At 57.1% G+C, this 16,890-nt stretch carries 16 protein-coding genes; 10 read left to right on the top strand and 6 right to left on the bottom strand.

Annotated elements, in window-relative coordinates; translation table 11 throughout:
• Positions 1-320: 320 nt before the first annotated feature.
• Complete coding sequence (locus tag ABLV08_RS00670) at positions 321-1,133, top strand: serine protease (RefSeq protein ID WP_015366781.1); 813 nt, start codon at positions 321-323, stop codon at positions 1,131-1,133.
• On the opposite strand, the gene ABLV08_RS00665 is transcribed toward ABLV08_RS00670, so the two are convergent.
• From ABLV08_RS00665 to mdtJ, 3 genes are all read right to left on the bottom strand, one after another.
• The gene (locus ABLV08_RS00665) at positions 1,134-3,290 is read right to left on the bottom strand and encodes a bifunctional diguanylate cyclase/phosphodiesterase (RefSeq protein WP_348855424.1); all 2,157 of its coding nucleotides are present in this window, start codon (positions 3,288-3,290) and stop codon (positions 1,134-1,136) included.
• Between the two features lie 101 nt (positions 3,291-3,391).
• The gene (gene mdtI / locus ABLV08_RS00660; RefSeq protein WP_015366783.1) at positions 3,392-3,721 is read right to left on the bottom strand and encodes a multidrug/spermidine efflux SMR transporter subunit MdtI; all 330 of its coding nucleotides are present in this window, start codon (positions 3,719-3,721) and stop codon (positions 3,392-3,394) included.
• Positions 3,708-4,070: a multidrug/spermidine efflux SMR transporter subunit MdtJ gene (gene mdtJ / locus ABLV08_RS00655; RefSeq protein ID WP_015366784.1), complete on the bottom strand. Its 363-nt coding sequence runs from the start codon at positions 4,068-4,070 to the stop codon at positions 3,708-3,710. The genes mdtI and mdtJ overlap by 14 nt, the downstream gene beginning before the upstream one ends.
• 448 nt (positions 4,071-4,518) lie before the next feature.
• On the opposite strand from mdtJ, the gene ABLV08_RS00650 reads away from it, so the two are divergent.
• The 9 genes from ABLV08_RS00650 (at position 4,519) to mdcH (ending at position 12,837) form a co-directional block, all read left to right on the top strand.
• Positions 4,519-5,553: an AI-2E family transporter gene (locus ABLV08_RS00650; RefSeq protein ID WP_015366785.1), complete on the top strand. Its 1,035-nt coding sequence runs from the start codon at positions 4,519-4,521 to the stop codon at positions 5,551-5,553.
• Between the two features lie 224 nt (positions 5,554-5,777).
• Positions 5,778-7,433 carry a malonate decarboxylase subunit alpha gene (mdcA, locus tag ABLV08_RS00645; RefSeq protein WP_045388299.1) on the top strand — a complete coding sequence of 552 codons (1,656 nt, stop codon included), beginning with the start codon at positions 5,778-5,780 and terminating at the stop codon, positions 7,431-7,433.
• Positions 7,433-8,275 carry a triphosphoribosyl-dephospho-CoA synthase gene (locus tag ABLV08_RS00640; protein WP_004190298.1) on the top strand — a complete coding sequence of 281 codons (843 nt, stop codon included), beginning with the start codon at positions 7,433-7,435 and terminating at the stop codon, positions 8,273-8,275. Before mdcA ends, ABLV08_RS00640 begins: the two co-directional genes overlap by 1 nt.
• Positions 8,276-8,292: 17 nt before the next feature.
• A complete protein-coding gene (mdcC, locus tag ABLV08_RS00635; RefSeq protein ID WP_213759241.1) occupies positions 8,293-8,592 on the top strand; it encodes a malonate decarboxylase acyl carrier protein in 300 nt (99 codons plus the stop codon).
• On the top strand, positions 8,585-9,418 hold the full coding sequence (locus tag ABLV08_RS00630) for a biotin-independent malonate decarboxylase subunit beta (RefSeq protein ID WP_213759240.1): 834 nt from the start codon (positions 8,585-8,587) through the stop codon (positions 9,416-9,418). The genes mdcC and ABLV08_RS00630 overlap by 8 nt, the downstream gene beginning before the upstream one ends.
• A complete protein-coding gene (mdcE, locus tag ABLV08_RS00625; protein ID WP_032707948.1) occupies positions 9,418-10,218 on the top strand; it encodes a biotin-independent malonate decarboxylase subunit gamma in 801 nt (266 codons plus the stop codon). The genes ABLV08_RS00630 and mdcE overlap by 1 nt, the downstream gene beginning before the upstream one ends.
• 136 nt (positions 10,219-10,354) lie before the next feature.
• Complete coding sequence (locus ABLV08_RS00620) at positions 10,355-11,314, top strand: AEC family transporter (RefSeq protein ID WP_004148291.1); 960 nt, start codon at positions 10,355-10,357, stop codon at positions 11,312-11,314.
• Positions 11,315-11,317: 3 nt separating this feature from the next.
• Complete coding sequence (locus ABLV08_RS00615; RefSeq protein ID WP_047058501.1) at positions 11,318-11,935, top strand: malonate decarboxylase holo-ACP synthase; 618 nt, start codon at positions 11,318-11,320, stop codon at positions 11,933-11,935.
• Positions 11,935-12,837: a malonate decarboxylase subunit epsilon gene (mdcH, locus tag ABLV08_RS00610; protein WP_045388304.1), complete on the top strand. Its 903-nt coding sequence runs from the start codon at positions 11,935-11,937 to the stop codon at positions 12,835-12,837. Before ABLV08_RS00615 ends, mdcH begins: the two co-directional genes overlap by 1 nt.
• On the opposite strand, the gene ABLV08_RS00605 is transcribed toward mdcH, so the two are convergent.
• The 3 genes from ABLV08_RS00605 to ABLV08_RS00595 form a co-directional block, all read right to left on the bottom strand.
• Positions 12,827-13,753: a LysR substrate-binding domain-containing protein gene (locus ABLV08_RS00605; RefSeq protein WP_348855423.1), complete on the bottom strand. Its 927-nt coding sequence runs from the start codon at positions 13,751-13,753 to the stop codon at positions 12,827-12,829. The two genes, mdcH and ABLV08_RS00605, sit on opposite strands and share 11 nt — an antisense overlap.
• Before the next feature lie 158 nt (positions 13,754-13,911).
• Positions 13,912-15,567, bottom strand: a complete 1,656-nt coding sequence (mqo, locus tag ABLV08_RS00600; protein ID WP_042892408.1) for a malate dehydrogenase (quinone) — start codon at positions 15,565-15,567, stop codon at positions 13,912-13,914.
• A 244-nt stretch (positions 15,568-15,811) separates the two neighbouring features.
• Complete coding sequence (locus ABLV08_RS00595) at positions 15,812-16,732, bottom strand: N-acetylmuramic acid 6-phosphate etherase (protein ID WP_348855422.1); 921 nt, start codon at positions 16,730-16,732, stop codon at positions 15,812-15,814.
• Between the last annotated feature and the right edge of the window lie 158 nt (positions 16,733-16,890).

The following is a 16,890-nucleotide window of genomic DNA, read 5'->3' as shown; positions in this document are numbered from 1 at the left end:
TTTTGCGATCTTAAGGCGACTAAAACACCCTCGAAAAATTGCGCTTTGCGAATGTCCTGTAAGGCAAAGTGATTATTTTGCCGTCGTTTTACGTACGTTCCGATACACGAATTATGTTGCGTTGCACGCCGCTTTCTGCGGAAATGACAACAGCAGAGATAATGCGTTAACCATCTGAATTAACATGGTTCTTGCATAGATGAAATGTCTTCAGGAGTCATTTTAACTGCCGTTTGGCTTAATAAAAATTATTCTTAACTTTCATAAACTTAAATCTCCTGCTACTTTCAATAGACATAATTATCTCCCCAGAGAGTGATATGCGTAGAGACGTACTGTTATTACTGTGTTCGTTTTGTGTATTTCCCCTGTTTGCTCACGCTGATGATGACGGCATGAGCGCGAAAGATATCAAAACGCTTTTTTTCGGCCATGACGATCGTAAAGCGGTCAGCGATCCGGCCAGTTCCCCCTGGGATGCCATCGGCCAGTTAGAAACCGCCAGTGGTAATCTGTGTACCGCAACGCTGATTTCGCCGCATCTGGCTCTCACCGCCGGTCACTGTTTGCTGCAGCCGCCGAAAGGAAAGCCGGACAAGGCCGTTGCGTTGCGTTTTATCTCGCGTAAGGGCAGTTGGGTCTATGAAATTCACGGGATTGACGGCCGTACCGACCCATCGCTAGGCAAACGGCTTAAAGCGGACGGCGATGGCTGGATTGTCCCCTCTTCCGCAGCCCCCTGGGACTTTGGCCTGATCGTCCTGCGCTACGCGCCCGGCGGCATTACGCCTGTTCCTGTGTTTCGCGGTGATAAAGAAGCGCTGACCGCGGCGCTGAAAGCAACGGACCGCAAAGTGACGCAATCCGGCTACCCGGAAGATCATCTGGATAGCCTCTATAGCCACCAGGATTGTCTGGTGACGGGATGGGCGCAAGCCTCAGTTCTATCACATCAATGCGATACGCTACCGGGCGACAGCGGTTCTCCGCTGCTGTTAAAAACGGACAACGGCTGGCAGGTCATTGCAGTGCAAAGCTCGGCGCCGGGACCGAAAGATCGCTATCGCGCCGATAACCGGGCTATTGCCGTGACCGGTTTTCTCGACAAGCTGGAAGCGCTGGCTAACGAGTGATTATCCCTGCTGCTGGCGCAGTTGAAGCAATGAATCGATCGGCATCGGTTGGCTGAAATAATATCCCTGAAGTCGATCGCATCCCGCCCGCCGTAGCAGCGCCAGCTGCTGCTGAGTTTCTACCCCTTCAGCAACCACGGTGATCCCCAGCGCATTAGCGATACGTACCGTGCCGCGCACCAGTTCTGCCGCCTGCGGGTCGACATCCACCACCCCGGCTAACGACTTATCAATCTTGAGGCTATCAAAACGACAGCTGCGTAGATAACCAATACTGGAATAGCCAATGCCAAAATCATCCAGCGCGACGGCGATACCTAACGATTTCAGGTTCTCGATAGCCACGCGAGCGCGCTCCGGGTTTTCCAGTACGTAGCTTTCGGTTACCTCAAGCTGCAGGCGGCGGGCAGGAAACTGACAGCGTCCCAGGGTTTGGATCACCCGAGTTTCGAATTCCGGGTCGCGGAACTGCGCCGGGGATATATTGGCGGAAAGGAGTAAATCCCCCATCGTCTCGAGATCGTAACAGGCTTGCGACAGCGCAAACTGGCCCAAGGCATAAATCAATCCGCTGCTTTCGGCAATGGGGATGAAAGCATCCGGCGCCAGCGGGCCTTCAGGACGTCGCGGCCAGCGCAGCAAGGCCTCTACGCCTTCCATCACCAGCGTTTCGGCATTGACGATCGGCTGATACCAGACATCAAATTCGCCTTTTTCGAGACCTTCGCGGATACCATTTTCAATGTGCAGCTGGTGCTGACGCGTTTCGTTAAGGGTGTCATCATACCAGGCCACTCTTCCCTTACCGCTTTTCTTCGCGTGGTACATGGCCATATCCGCACGGCGAAACAACTCAGTACTGGAACACTGCGTCGGCACCCCGCTGGCAATACCAATACTGGCGCTGATATATATTTTCCGGGCGCTGAGCGCAACGGGAGTTTTTAATAATTCGAGCACCGCCAAGGCGAATGCTGAGGCCTGATTAACCGCATGTTCGCCGCTCATGGTCATGGCGAATTCATCCCCGCCCATCCGCGCCAGCATCGCCCCCGCCGGAACCCGATCGCGTAATTCGCGGGCGATATGGGTAATCAGCGCGTCGCCAGTATCATGGCCGTAGTTATCGTTGACGTCTTTAAAACCATCGAGATCGATAAATACCACGCTCTGCATTTCATTCTTACCGCATTCGCCCATCGCATTTAAACGTTCAATCAATGCCCGACGGTTCGGCAAACGGCTCAGCCAATCGATAAGCGCATTTTTTCGCGCCTGCTGTTCGCCGCGCGCCAGCTTGTAAAGCCCCAGGCTACTCAGCATGATAAACAGCAAAATTAAACTTGCCGCCAGAATGGCGATGAGCCTGATGCTGTTTGACGCGGCGCGCGCCGCTTCCGCACCAGGAAGGCGCGGTTGCCAGCTCAGATAGGCCAGCGTCTCCCCGCCCTCTGTGCGTAATGGTACGCTGTATTCGCCGGCAAACTGCGTCGTATGCAGTCGATTAATCTGGAAAGTGTTCCCCAGAGTTTCCAGCATGGTTGGATTAATGTGGCGGGTAATCACCAGATAGCGACGGGTTTTATCATAAATCGGTAAGCGGCCGATTGTCGGGCGAATCAAGCCGATACCGACAAACGCAATGCCCGCGCGGGTACGGGTGATTCCGGCAAAGGCATTTTTACCGCCTCTCAGCGCATCCGCGTGCTGCTCGATAAGGGTTTGTAACCCGCTGCCGAAAAAACCAATATCGGATTCGGTAAATGGCTCGCTGCGAAAAGCCCCCCACAAGATGCGATAGTTTTCATCCAGGATAAAAGTGCCGTCGTAGAGATTATTAATCTTAAAACCCGATCCCCACGAATCATACAGCCAGTGTGCATCAAGATGGGGCGTATAGGTTTGTTTAACCGCATCATCCCAAATCGAATTATCCAGTACCAATGACAGCACCCGGTTCACCGATGTCTGCACGGCGCCTTCTACCGAAAGCATCGAACGGTGTTTATCTATTTCATTAGTTTTAATACTGACCAGATGTTGCGACAAATAGAAAAGAGAAATCACAGAGACGACCAGGCCCAGGCCGGCAAGAAATACCAGAATGGAAAGGATTTTGGCAGAGGGAATATTCCGCCAGCCAGGCAAAGGAATCATGTGCTGTCCTCATAGCGGCGTACAGAAAGATGCCGAATCCGCTTTTTTAAGCGTAATACAGAGAACAGAATTTGCCGCCTGCGAACGCAGGCGGCATCATATCAGGCCAGTTTTATCAATACCATACCGGCCACCAGCAGCACGACGCCGACCCAACCTTTATGGTTCAGACGCTGACCAAAGAGGATCCAGCCAGCGGCAATGGTGGCCGCAATCCCGAATCCGCCCCACAGCGCATAAGCGACGGACAGGTCGATACCTTTTACCGCCTGCGACAGGGCGCTAAAGGCCCCTAACACTGCCGCCAGCGACAGAATACCGTAGATCTTACGACGGAAGCCGTCGGAAAATTTCAGCAATACGTTCGCGGTTATTTCCAGTACGATAGCCAGCGCCAGCCAGGCGCCGTGAATCCACTCAAACTGTTGCATGAGCTGTCTCCTCATGCTGTTTTACCGCCTTTTTTGTGCCGGACTTAATCAGTATGATCCCGGCGACCAGCGTTGCCAGTCCGGCGAGTTTAATGACTGACAGGCTTTCATCGAACAGCAGCACGCTGAATACGGTAATCAACAAAATACCGATACCTTCCCATAGCGCATACGCCACACCGAGAGCAATTTTTTTAACGGCGAAGGCCAGGAAAATATAGGAAAGCGCAATCATTGCCAGCATTAAAATATAACCTGTATGACCGCCGCTGACGCTTGCCCATTTCATAGACAACGTGCCGGTAATTTCAGCGACGATAGCTAAGGCTAATAAAATCCAATAAAACATAATCCCTTCTCCTGCTTGAGAATACAATCCATGACGGCTTACGAGAGTAAACCGAAAAAATTCTGACGTAGTTTTAGCCGTGCGCGGTGCGCCAGCTCAGGCAGAGAGAATGGGACTATAGCGCGGAGCGCCAGTGCTGTTCGCCAGCAAATCGGGAAAGGATGAAGGGTAATGCGTGATGAGTCGAAAAATAAAGGCTGAACTGATTGTTCATAAAATTACAATTATCCGCGGTGTTGCTTCTCGTCATTGCGGAAAAAAATTGTCCTCGGTAGTTAAACACAAGTAAATTTGTACCATAGTGTTAATATTAACTCAAAGAATTTGCAATTCTTTACGTCTAATGCGCGATTTCAATTAGTATTTTCTCAAACTGATCTCCATCATAAACGTGTATAGCAAAGTCGCTATGATCAAGGACGTTTTCATCTTCACCGTAAGGAACCCAATGGCCAAACCCATCATTACCCTAAATGGACTCAAGATCGTCATCATGCTGGGCATGTTGGTTATCATCCTTACCGGCATCCGTTTTGCCGCCGACATTATCGTCCCCTTTATCTTAGCGCTATTCCTTGCGGTGGTGATCAATCCGCTGGTCCAACTGATGGTACGCTGTCGGGTGCCGCGAGTGCTGGCGATTTCGCTACTGGTGGGCGCTATCGTGCTGCTGGCGGTGGTACTGCTGGCGTCGCTTGGCACCTCGCTTAACGAACTGGCGCGCACCCTGCCGCAATACCGCACGTCGCTGGCCGAACCGCTAAAGACGGTCACCCCATGGCTACAGCGCTTTGGTTTTACCGTCTCCGCCATTGAGCTGAATAAGTATATCGATCCCAACGCGGTGATGACCCTGGTTACCAGCTTGTTGACCCAGTTGTCGAATGCGATGTCGTCCATTTTTCTGTTGCTTCTCACCGTAGTATTTATGCTGTTGGAAGTGCCGCAGTTGCCCGCCAAGCTTCAGCAGCTAATGTCGCGGCCGGTTGAGGGAATGGGCGCCATTCAGCGGGCGATAGATAGCGTCTCACATTACCTGGTACTGAAAACCGCGATTAGCCTGGTCACCGGGCTGGTGGTCTGGGGTATGCTGGCGCTGCTGGACGTCCGCTTCGCCTTTATGTGGGGGCTACTGGCCTTTGCGCTGAACTATATTCCCAATATCGGCTCGGTACTGGCCGCCATCCCGCCTATTCTGCAGGTGATGGTATTTGGCGGCCTGTATGAGGCGCTGATCGTCACTGCCGGTTACCTGATTATCAACCTGGTGTTCGGCAATATTCTCGAGCCACGTATCATGGGCCGTGGGCTGGGGCTCTCCACGCTGGTGGTGTTCCTGTCGTTAATATTCTGGGGCTGGCTGCTGGGCCCGGTCGGCATGCTGCTGTCGGTGCCGTTGACCATCATTGTGAAAATCGCCCTTGAGCAAACCAACGGCGGGCAGAGTATTGCCTTCTTACTCAGTGACTTAAGTAAAGAATAATCGGCAATCTGGCTGGCCTATCCGCCAGCCTTCCCTCCTTTCATCTTTTCCGCTTAGACCGTTACTCCTTTTTTATTATTGATCCCCATCACAAATGGGCACATCCAATCATTACTCTAAAGCTAACGATTAGCCGGCGTGCTTAATTGATGCACAGCGCCGCGCATCGCACACTAACTTCCACCAGGACAAACGAAACGATTTGTCGAATCAGGAGGTTAACAATGAATGCTGAACAAACGACGGGACGGGTCTGGAACCGTCGCCGGACGGAAAAACAGCGGCGGCTGGCCGAAACGAAGATTGCCGGCAAAGTCATCCCCACTGACCAACTGGTCAGCGTACTGGAAAATCTGCTCGCCCCTGGCGACCGGGTAGTACTGGAAGGTAACAACCAGAAGCAGGCTGATTTCCTCTCCCGCATGCTCGCCGAGGTTAATCCGCAGAAAATCCACGACCTGCATATGATTATGCCAAGCGTCGGGCGCAGCGAGCATCTGGACCTGTTTGAAAAAGGCATTGCCCGTAAACTGGATTTCTCTTTCTCCGGCACGCAAAGCCTGCGCATCTCGCAGCTGCTGGAAGATGGCCTGCTCGAAATCGGCGCCATCCATACCTATATTGAACTCTACTCCCGCCTGTACGTCGATCTGTCGCCAAACGTCGCGCTGATCGCCGGCTATAAAGCGGACCGTAAAGGCAACCTGTACACCGGGCCAAGTACCGAAGATACCCCGGCGCTGGTCGAAGCCGCCGCCTTCCACGACGGAATTGTGATAGCCCAGGTCAACGAACTGGTGGACGACGAATGCGACCTGCCGCGCGTCGATATTCCCGGCTCGTGGATCGATTACGTGGTGGTCGCCGACAAACCGTTCTTTATTGAACCGCTGTTCACCCGCGACCCGCGTCTGATTAAGCAAGAACACATTCTGATGGCGATGATGGCGATCAAAGGCATCTACGCGGAGCATCAGGTGCAGTCGCTTAACCACGGCATCGGCTTTAATACCGCCGCCATCGAGCTGTTGCTGCCTACCTACGGCGAACAGCTCGGACTGAAAGGCAAAATCTGTAAACACTGGACGCTGAACCCGCATCCGACCTTAATTCCGGCCATCGAAAGCGGCTGGGTGGAGAGCGTGCACTGCTTCGGCGGCGAACTGGGGATGGAAGAGTATATCCGCGCCCGCCCGGATATCTTCTTTACCGGCCCGGATGGCTCAATGCGTTCCAACCGTGCCTTCTGCCAGCTGGCAGGTCAGTACGCGGTAGATATGTTTATCGGTTCGACCCTGCAGGTTGATGGTCTGGCTAACTCCTCAACCGTCACCCGCGGCCGTCTTTCCGGTTTCGGCGGCGCGCCGAACATGGGCCATGACCCCCACGGTCGCCGCCACGCCACCCCGGCCTGGCTCAATATGATCACCGAACCAGACCCGATGCAGCGCGGTAAAAAACTGGTGGTGCAGATGGTCGAAACCTTCCAGGCCGGCGTAAAACCGACCTTTGTTGAAACGCTCGACGCGGTCGAGGTCGCCAAAACCTCCGGCATGCCGCTGGCGCCGGTGATGATTTATGGCGATGACGTGACCCACGTGCTGACCGAAGAGGGTATCGCCTACCTGTACCGGGCGGAGAGCCTTGAAGAGCGCCGGGCGATGGTCGCCGCGGTGGCCGGGATCACCGATATTGGTCTCGGTGTGGACGCCAAACGCGTCGCCGCGCTGCGCCAGAGCGGTAAAGTGGTGTACCCGGAAGATATCGGCATTCGCCGTAGCGATGCCACCCGCTCGCTACTGGCCGCCGGCAGCGTCGCCGAGCTGGTGGAGTGGTCCGACGGACTGTACAACCCACCGGCAAAATTCCGGAGCTGGTAATGAAAAATCTCTCCCCCCTACACGCAGAAAGCCGCGTCAGCTGGCTGGCGCATACCGCCAGCGCCTGTCTGATTGACGAAGCCCGTCTGAGTCCGAAACCGGGTCTGGTCGATAGTCGCGGCAACGGCGCGCATCAGGATCTCAATCTGGACCTGATGGAACGCTCCGCCCGCAGCCTGCAGCCAACCTTTCACGCACTGGCGCAGCAAAGCTGGCAGCGTCCGGCGGATATCGCCCTGCGCGAAACCGTCGGCCGCCTCGGTCGCGAAGGTGAAGCGCAGATGATGATGGCGACAGGTGGAGTTAACACCCACCGCGGCGCCATTTGGGCGCTGGGCCTGCTGGTCAGCGCGGTGGCGATGTTGGGTGGAGAGGGTCAATCACAGGCGATCGCCGGGACCGCCGCCGCCCTTGCCCGCCTGCCTGACGGTTTCGCGCCGAAAAGCTTTAGTAAGGGGCTGCGCGCCAGCCGCCGTTGGCAGGTGCCGGGGGCACGCGAGGAAGCGCAGCGCGGATTTCCGCATGTTACCGCCCTGGCGCTGCCGCAACTGCAACAGAGCCGGGCGCGAGGCGCCAGCGAGCAGCAGGCGCGCCTTGATGCGCTGATGGCCATCATGACCTCGCTGAGCGATACCTGCGTGCTGTCGCGCGCCGGCATGAACGGCCTGCACGCCATGCAGCAAGGCGCCCGCGAGGTTCTGGCAGCTGGTGGTTGCGCCAGCGTCGCCGGTCGCGCCGCGCTGGCGCGCCTCGATGCGCAGATGCTGGCGCAAAACGCCTCGCCGGGTGGCGCGGCCGATCTCCTTGCTGCCACCCTGTTTCTCGACCGGGTTTCCGGCTAACGCATTCAGAGGATGTTATGGAACAGATTACATTGTCATTTCCTGCCAACCGCGCCCTCAGCGGCAAAGCATTGGCAGGAGTCGTAGGTTCAGGCGATATGGAAGTGCTTTATACCGCCGCAGAGGGCGCCACGCTCAACGTACAGATCACCACCTCAGTGGATAACAGCCAGGCGCGCTGGCAGGCGCTGTTCGACAGGCTGAACCTGATCAACGGTCTGCCCGCCGGGCAGTTGATTATCCACGACTTCGGCGCCACGCCGGGCGTCTCTCGTATTCGTATTGAACAAGTATTTGAGGAGGCCGCTCATGCGTAACGATCGCAGCTTTATCGAACTGCGCGCTCGCGAACGCGCCCACGCTCTGCTGGACGACGACAGCTACCGCGAACTGCTGGATCCGTTTGAAGGCATTATGTCGCCGTGGCTCGGCGCGCAGGGCATCGTCCCGCAGTCCGACGACGGTATGGTGGTCGCCAAAGGCACGATCAACGGCCAACCTGCGGTGGTGATTGCCATCGAAGGCACCTTCCAGGGCGGCAGTATGGGCGAAGTCTCCGGCGCCAAAATGGCCGCCGCGCTGGAGCTGGCGGCGGAAGATAACCGCAACGGTATCCCGACCCAGGCGGTACTATGCCTCGAAACCGGCGGCGTACGTCTGCAGGAGGCCAACCTCGGTCTGGCCGCCATCGCCGATATTCATGCCGCGATTGTCGACCTGCGCCGCTACACCCCGGTGGTCGGAATTATTACCGGTACCGTCGGCTGCTTCGGCGGTATGTCCATCGCCGCGGCGCTGTGCAGCTACCTTATCGTCACCCGTGAAGCCCGTCTCGGCCTCAACGGCCCGCAGGTTATCGAGCAGGAAGCCGGCATTGAAGAGTACGACTCCCGCAACCGTCCGTTTATCTGGAGCATGACCGGCGGCGAAATTCGCGCCGCCAGCGGGCTGGTCGACGCGCTGGTTAACGATGGCGTTAACGCCGTTAAAACCGCAATGAACGAGGCGATCGCCAAAGGCGTACCGGCACAGCACCGCAGCGACAACTATGACGATTATCTGCGTCGCTTGAGCCAATTCGATACCCGCCAGCAGGCGGATACCGCGCAGATTAAACAGCTTTTTGCCCGGGAGGATAAATAATGAGTCAGTTCCCAAACCGCGCCGCGCTGTGGCTGAATAAACTGGCGCCCGACGCGCCGCTGATGAGTGGTCTGTGCCCTTCGGTGCAGGTCGCAGATGGCCAGATTGATGGCGAAAACGTCCGCTTTATCGCCGTGGTGCCTGACGCTAACAACCACTACCCGCGCGCCGCCGGCGGCGAAGTCGGCCTGCTGGAAGGCTGGACGCTGGCGAAAGTGGTCAACGAAACCATCGCCGCTGACGCCGATCGGCCTGTCAAACGGCCGATCGTCGCGGTAATTGATGTCCCGAGCCAGGCCTATGGCCGCCGCGAAGAAGCCTTTGGCATCCACCAGGCCCTGGCCGGGGCGGCAGGCGCCTACGCCAAAGCCCGTCTTGCCGGCCACCCGGTGATTGGCCTGATTGTCGGAAAAGCGATGTCCGGGGCGTTTTTGGCCCACGGCTATCAGGCCAACCGCCTGATCGCCTTTAACGATAGCGGCGTGCTGGTTCACGCGATGGGTAAAGAATCGGCAGCGCGCATTACGCTGCGTACCGTAGAGGCGCTGGAGAAACTGGCGGCGACGATCCCGCCGATGGCCTACGACGTCAGCAACTACGCTACGCTCGGCCTGCTCTCCGCCCTGCTCGATATCAACCATCCGGATGCGCCAGACGAAGGCGATCTGTCACTGGTCAGCCGTACCCTGCGCGACGCCATCGCTGACGCGCGCACCGATACCTCACTGAAGTGCCGTCTGGGCGCGGAAAACCGCCGCAGCTCGCAACTGGTTCGCGATCGCATGCGCGCCAGCTGGTAAGACGTTCGTACGTAAGTAGTAGAAGAAAACCTGCCGGAAGCAGTCTCCCGGAGCGCGGAATAAACGCTCCGGGAAGGGACGGCTTTTAGAAAAAATAACAATCGCGCCAGTACTCTATTTTATTTACAGGTGATTTATGACTTATGTGATTATTCATGCTCTTGCCCCGATTTTCGTCATTATGCTGCTGGGCTTCTGGGCCGGTAAGGCCGGGATGGTAGATAACAAAAACGTCTCGCTGCTTAATATTTTTGTAATGGATTTTGCCTTACCCGCCACGCTGTTTAGCGCGACGGTACAAACGCCGTGGGCCGGTATCGTCGCCCAGTCGCCGCTGGTGCTGGTGCTGACCGGGGCGATGTGGATCACCTATGCCGCGATCTACTTCCTCGCCACCAGCGTGTTCAAACGCACGCCGCAGGATGCCGCGGTGCTGACCCTCACCGTCGCCCTGCCAAACTATGCCGCGTTAGGTCTGCCGATCCTCGGCAGCGTGCTGGGTGAAGGCGCGTCAACCTCGCTGTCGGTGGCGGTCTCTATCGCCTGCGGCTCGGTACTGATGACCCCGTTCTGCCTGCTGATTCTGGAGCGTGAAAAAGCCCGCGCCGCGGGTGAAAACAGCGGTTCTACGCTGGCGATGCTGCCGGTGCTGATGTGGCGTTCAGTGAAAAAACCGATCGTCTGGGGCCCGCTGCTTGGGGTGGTGCTTTCCGCGATCGGCATTAAAATGCCGGACCTGCTGCTGGCGTCAATCAAACCGCTGGGCCTGGCCGCCACCGCCGCCGCGCTGTTCCTCACCGGGGTGATCCTGTCGGCACGTAAACTGCAGCTCAATGCGCTGATCGCTACATCAACCATCGTAAAACTGCTGGTGCAGCCGTTTATTGCCTGGGGTCTGGTGATGTTACTTGGTCTGCACGGTTCTATCGCCATTACCGCGATCCTGATGATTGCGCTGGCCGCCGGCTTCTTCGGCGTGGTCTTCGGCAACCGCTTCGGCGTGCAGTCTCCGGATGCTGAAGCCGTGCTGCTGTTAAGCTCGGTTCTGTGTATCCTGTCGCTACCGCTGTTTATCTCTTTGACTTCAGGACTGTAAACCATGTCATCAACGCCGCGTCCCCACGATTTAGTTTGGTTAAACCACGCCAGCGCCCTGGAAGACATTGCCGAGCCATGGGTGGCTCAACAGTGGCGAGCCGCGCTGCCGGTGGTGGTGAGGCGCGACGTTGACGGCCAGGCCCGCATCCCGGTTGGGGTGCGGGGCATGAAGCGCGAACAGCGCGCCGCCGGCTGGGTTCAGCCGCGCAATATCGTGCGCAGCGTCACCCCGGAGATGCTTGTCGAGCGCGAAGCATTAATCTGCTCACCGTTTGTCTCGCAGCCGCCGGTTCAGGCGGCTATCGCCCTCACCTTACACCGCTGGCCCTGGGGCTGGGGCGTCACCGGCAGTACCGGCTACGCGCTGGCAACCGAAATCCCGGTGCTGCATGCGGCAAGCGATCTGGATCTGCTGATCCGCGCGCCGCAGCCGCTGGACCGCGAGGCATTGCTGGAATGGCAGGCCCGGGTGGCCCAACTACCGTGCCGCGCCGATACCCAGATAGAAACACCGTACGGCGCCTTCGCCCTTAATGAGTGGCTGCGCGATGGCCGCGCGCTGCTGAAAACATCCCGCGGCGCGCGCTTAACCGCGACGCCGTGGCACAGGGAGGACTGATGAAGATTATATTTACTTTTCCCGGTCAGGGCGGCCAGCGCCCCGCAATGCTGGCGGCAATCCCCGATCGCGAGGCTATCCTCACCCAGGCGCGCGCCGTGCTGGGGGATGAAGTCGATACCCTCGATAGCGCCGACGCGCTAAAGCATACCCGTGCAGTACAACTCTGTCTGCTGATCGCCGGGGTAGCCTGGGCGCGCGAACTTCAGCGCCAGGGCGTGGATCCGCAGATGGTCAGCGGGCTCTCTATCGGCGCGTTTCCGGCAGCGGTGATTGCCGGCGCGCTCGATTTCGCCAGCGCGCTGCGGCTGGTGGCGCTACGCGGCGATTTAATGGAGCAGGCTTATCCCGAAGGTTACGGGCTGACGGCGATTACGGGGCTGACCCGCCCGCGGGTTGAGGCGCTGATGCAGGGCCACGAGGTTTATCTCGCCAACCTGAACGCCGAAACGCAAATCGTGATCGCCGGGCGCGATGAAGCCATGGCCGAGGTGGCGCAGCTGGCGCTGCAGGCTGGCGCCAGTAAAGCCCAACGGCTGGCGGTCAGCGTGCCGTCGCACTGCGCGCTGTTGGATAAACCTGCCGCAGCCCTGGCAAAAGCCTTTGCCGACGTCACCTTAACGCGCCCTCAGCGCGCCTATTTAAGCGGCTCGACGGCGCGCGTGCTGTGGGATCCGCAGCGGATCGCCGACGATCTGGCAATGAACATGGCGCGCACCGTGCATTGGCAGGAGGCGATGATCGCCGCTGATGAACGCGACGCAAGGCTGGCAATCGAGATGCCGCCCGGCGGCGTGCTCACCTGCCTGACCCGCCAGGCGGGCTGGCGCGGCGAGACAATTTCGCTGGAGCGCAGCGGCGTAGACGTCGCCCGCCATCTGGCGCAGCGGCTTAGCGATTAATACTGCGGGCGTACATGCGCCCTTCCGCCGCCAACGCCAGCAGGTCGGCATCGCGCTCGCGATGGTGTGAATAGACGATAGAGATCAGCTGGCGCATCTGATAGGGTTCCGCCAGCTTTAACAGCTGCACATCGTTTTCGTAAACCTTCTTCATGCGCCCCGGCAGCAGCGCAAACCCGACGCCTGCCTGCACCAGGCTTATCATCGAAAAGATATCATTCACCCTGGTCACGATTTCCGGCTCAAAACCGGCTACATGAAAGGCCTCCTGAAATCCGGCATACGTCGCAAACCCTTCCGCCAGCGAGACAAATTTACGATCGGCGTAATCGCGCAGGTCGGCGAGCTGAGTGGTATCGAGCTGTTCCATCGCCGGCGCGGCGAGGAAGATATCATCTTCAAATAGCGGCACCACGTCGAAAGCCGAATTATTGTATTCGCCTTCATTGGTGGCGATTAAGATAGCGTCAAGGGCATCGTCTTCCAGCATATCCAGCAGCATCTGATTGGAGCCCATCGTCAGATCCAGTTCAAGCTCCGGGCGACGCAGCTTCATCCCCATGATGATGCGCGGAACGGTTTCCAGCGTCAGAGAATAGAGGGTACCGATGCGCAACCGTCCCTGACCGACGCCGGCGACTTTACGCGTCGCCTCAAGCCCGCGGCTCATCAGACTCATCACATCCTGGCAGTACTCGAGCAGCGTCCACGCCGCCTGCAGCGGCAGCAGGTTGCGCCCTTTGTGAACAAACAGCGGGCAGCCGACTCCCTCTTCGAGCGTATGCAGCGCGCGGTGAACGCTAACGCTGCTGAGCTTCATGGCTTCGGCGGTTCTGGCGATATTGCCCTTCGCCATAAACATCATAAAGACCGATAGCTTGCGGAAGGTGATCTCCTGGTTGATATCGTCTTTCATAACCCTTCCACACCCCTGGTTTAATTTTCTTATTTCAATTCAAACCAGTATATCTTTTATGAGGCCAAAGTTGCAGGCAGCGCGCGGCCTCAGCCGGTAAAAAACGCAAAAAAGGGAAGACCATGGTCTTCCCTTTTGTTCACTACCTGGATGCGTCGTTACAGCGCCATATCGTGCTGCGGCGAGGCCTCGCGCGGCGTCTCTGCCGGTTTGGCGGTCGCGGTCGGCGCCGTCTCTGGCATCTGAATGACCGGAGGCTTGGTCAGTTGCAGCGCCGCGGCGGTGTCATCCCAAACCTGCTGGGTCAGGGCCACGTTGCCGTTTAACTTCTCGCCGTAGCTCGGCACGATAGCGCGAATGCGGCTCTGCCATTCCGGCGAGTTAAACTGCTGCGGGAACATCTGCTTGAGAACGTTCAGGGTGATCGGCGCGGCGGTGGAAGCACCTGGCGATGCGCCGAGCAGCGCAGAAATCGTTTTCTGCTGATCGACCACCACTTCGGTACCGAGCTTCAGCACGCCGCCCTTCTCCGCGTCTTTTTTGATGATCTGCACGCGCTGACCGGCCTGAATCAGTTTCCAGTCTTCTTTACGCGCGTTCGGGTAGTACTCTTTCAGCGCCGCAAAGCGGTCATCATCGCTGAGCATAACCTGGCTAACCAGGTACTTCACCAGATCGAAGTTGTCGAGGCCAACGTGGGTCATCGGCAGTACGTTGCTGGTGGTGGTGGTGCTCAGCAGATCGAAGAACGAACCGTTTTTCAGGAACTTGGTGGAGAAGGTGGCGAATGGTCCGAACAGCACCACGCGCTTACCATCAAGGTAACGAGCATCCAGGTGCGGTACCGACATCGGCGGCGCGCCAACTGAAGCCTGACCATAAACTTTCTGCTGGTGCAGTTTTGTCAGCTCCGGGTTCTCGGTCATCAGGAATGAGCCGCCTACCGGGAAGCCCGCATAGTTGTCCGCTTCCGGAATACCGGTTTTCTGCAGCAGCTTAAGCGCGCCGCCACCGGCGCCGATGAAGACATATTTGGCGTCGATAGCCTGCTCTTCACCGCTCTGCACGTTCTTAATCGTCACGTGCCAGGAGTTGTCGGCATTGCGTTTAAAATCGGTGACTTCAGAAGAGGTCTGCAGCGAGAAGTTGCTGCTCTTTTTCAGGCTGCCGATCAGCTGACGGGTAATTTCACCGTAGTTCACGTCGGTACCGACCGGCGTCCAGGTCGCGGCCACTTTTTGCTGCGGATCGCGTCCTTCCATCACCAACGGCGCCCACTGTTTAATTTGCGCGTGATCGGTGGAGAATTTCATTCCCTGGAATAAGGTGGTCTGCTGCAGCGCGTTATAACGCTTTTGCAGATAATCCACATTATCGCCCCACACGAAACTCATATGCGGCGTGGAATTAATAAACGAGTGCGGGTCGTGCAAAATACCGCGTTTGACCTGCGCCGACCAGAACTGGCGCGAAATCATAAACTGTTCGTTGATATCCAGCGCTTTGCTGACATCAATAGAACCGTCTGCACGCTGCGGCGTGTAGTTCAGTTCCATATTTGCCGAGTGACCGGTACCGGCGTTATTCCAGCCGTTGGAGGACTCCAGCGCGACGCCGTCGAGTTTCTCCACCATCACCTGTTTCCACTCCGGCTGCAACTCCTGCAGCCAGGTGCCCAGCGAGGCGCTCATGATGCCGCCGCCGATCAGCAGAAAGTCAGTTTTTTTCGAGGTATCGCCATTTGCGTAGGTCGCCGTACTGACGAACATCGCTAATGCGGTCATAGATATAATCGTTTTTTTAATTGCAGGCATAATAGAAATATCGCGTAGCAAAAGTGTAATAAGAGCCGTCATATTAACGCACTTTTACTTTATTTTAAAATATCATTTACACTTCGATATTTTAATCAAACAGTTTTTTAACTTAAAAAAGCAGCTTATTTATTTCGCTGGCAGTTATTGTGAAAAATAGCGACGGAAAATCAGGATGAATCGGGCGATAAGAAATATAGCGCCGGTTTATTTAGTTATTTAACAAACCGGCGCGGCGAGGCGATTAATTAACGTTACTGAGCGTTTTCTCTTGCGCTTCAGCCAGGGCGACACGCAAATGGTTGTTGTTTTCGCTGAGCAGATCCCGCGCCTGCCAGGCATCGAGCCCCGTCATTAGCATCAGAATCGCCGTCCGACAATGCTGATTGCAACTGGCCAACGCGGCTTTAGCTTGCGCGCGCGTACACTCTGCGGCGGCCATCACCATGGCGATTTGCCGCTCCTCCCAGCGCGGGCTGGTTGCCTGTAGATCAACACGCAGGTTGCCGAACACTTTGCCGCTGCGTACCGCAAGGCCGGTGGTTAACAGGGTGAGGATCTGCCGCTGCGCCATTTGCGCTTTCGGATTGCCATAACCCGCCACCGCTTCCGGCCCGGTCTGCGGCGCAATCATAATATCCGCCAGCTGCGCGGCTTCGCTATCAGGCTGCTGCGTCAGGATCGCAATCGGCGTTCCCAGCGACCAGGCGTGACGCATGGCTCCCCACACCCACGGCGTTTTGCCGCTGACGGTGAGCGCCAGCAGCATATCGTTGGCGCTCAGGCACAATAGCTGCATATCCCGTAAGCCCGCATCATAATCGTTAGCCGCCCGCTCGGCGGCCTGCAGCGCGCTCCCTTCGCCACCGGCGATCATCGCCACCAGTGAGTGATTGGCTTCAGGGGAATAGTCATTAACCGTTTGCAACGCCGCCTGCCCGGATGCCCCGGCGCCAACGATCACCAGCCGTCCTCCCCGGCTCAGGGTCGCCGCGGCGTTATCCACCAGCCGGGTAATCTGCGGCAGGCAGGCATCGATGGCAACGGCTATCTGTTTGTTATCCTGCTGCAGCAGGGTCAGCATATCGAGGGTGGCGAGCGTATCGATATGGCGCGTTTGCGGGTGGCGTCGTTCCAGCATTGATGCGGTTGGCTTACTGCTCATAAAACCTCCATTTAAAACCGAACTCACTGCGGCGAAATCAATAGCGGTGACATATCCATTCATTCATCACGGCTATTTGATTGATGCAGCCAGTGTAAAGCCTTCATTCACGGCTTTACCGCCACGGAGGTCACAGTTTGTTCACCCGACACCTAATC

The organism is Klebsiella sp. CN_Kp088, assembly GCF_040064335.1.
GTDB lineage: Bacteria > Pseudomonadota > Gammaproteobacteria > Enterobacterales > Enterobacteriaceae > Klebsiella > Klebsiella aerogenes.
This window is presented reverse-complemented; position numbering and strand designations above follow the sequence as displayed.

Coding starts and splice junctions, on each gene's coding strand:
- ABLV08_RS00640 (WP_004190298.1), top strand. CDS start 7,433: ATGAAAAATCTCTCCCCCCTACACGCAGAAAGCCGCGTCAGCTGGCTG.
- mdcA (WP_045388299.1), top strand. CDS start 5,778: ATGAATGCTGAACAAACGACGGGACGGGTCTGGAACCGTCGCCGGACG.
- ABLV08_RS00605 (WP_348855423.1), bottom strand. CDS start 13,753: ATGAAAGACGATATCAACCAGGAGATCACCTTCCGCAAGCTATCGGTC.
- ABLV08_RS00670 (WP_015366781.1), top strand. CDS start 321: ATGCGTAGAGACGTACTGTTATTACTGTGTTCGTTTTGTGTATTTCCC.
- ABLV08_RS00650 (WP_015366785.1), top strand. CDS start 4,519: ATGGCCAAACCCATCATTACCCTAAATGGACTCAAGATCGTCATCATG.
- ABLV08_RS00630 (WP_213759240.1), top strand. CDS start 8,585: ATGCGTAACGATCGCAGCTTTATCGAACTGCGCGCTCGCGAACGCGCC.
- ABLV08_RS00615 (WP_047058501.1), top strand. CDS start 11,318: ATGTCATCAACGCCGCGTCCCCACGATTTAGTTTGGTTAAACCACGCC.
- mdcH (WP_045388304.1), top strand. CDS start 11,935: ATGAAGATTATATTTACTTTTCCCGGTCAGGGCGGCCAGCGCCCCGCA.
- ABLV08_RS00620 (WP_004148291.1), top strand. CDS start 10,355: ATGACTTATGTGATTATTCATGCTCTTGCCCCGATTTTCGTCATTATG.
- mdcE (WP_032707948.1), top strand. CDS start 9,418: ATGAGTCAGTTCCCAAACCGCGCCGCGCTGTGGCTGAATAAACTGGCG.
- mdtI (WP_015366783.1), bottom strand. CDS start 3,721: ATGCAACAGTTTGAGTGGATTCACGGCGCCTGGCTGGCGCTGGCTATC.
- mqo (WP_042892408.1), bottom strand. CDS start 15,567: ATGCCTGCAATTAAAAAAACGATTATATCTATGACCGCATTAGCGATG.
- mdcC (WP_213759241.1), top strand. CDS start 8,293: ATGGAACAGATTACATTGTCATTTCCTGCCAACCGCGCCCTCAGCGGC.
- mdtJ (WP_015366784.1), bottom strand. CDS start 4,070: ATGTTTTATTGGATTTTATTAGCCTTAGCTATCGTCGCTGAAATTACC.
- ABLV08_RS00665 (WP_348855424.1), bottom strand. CDS start 3,290: ATGATTCCTTTGCCTGGCTGGCGGAATATTCCCTCTGCCAAAATCCTT.
- ABLV08_RS00595 (WP_348855422.1), bottom strand. CDS start 16,732: ATGAGCAGTAAGCCAACCGCATCAATGCTGGAACGACGCCACCCGCAA.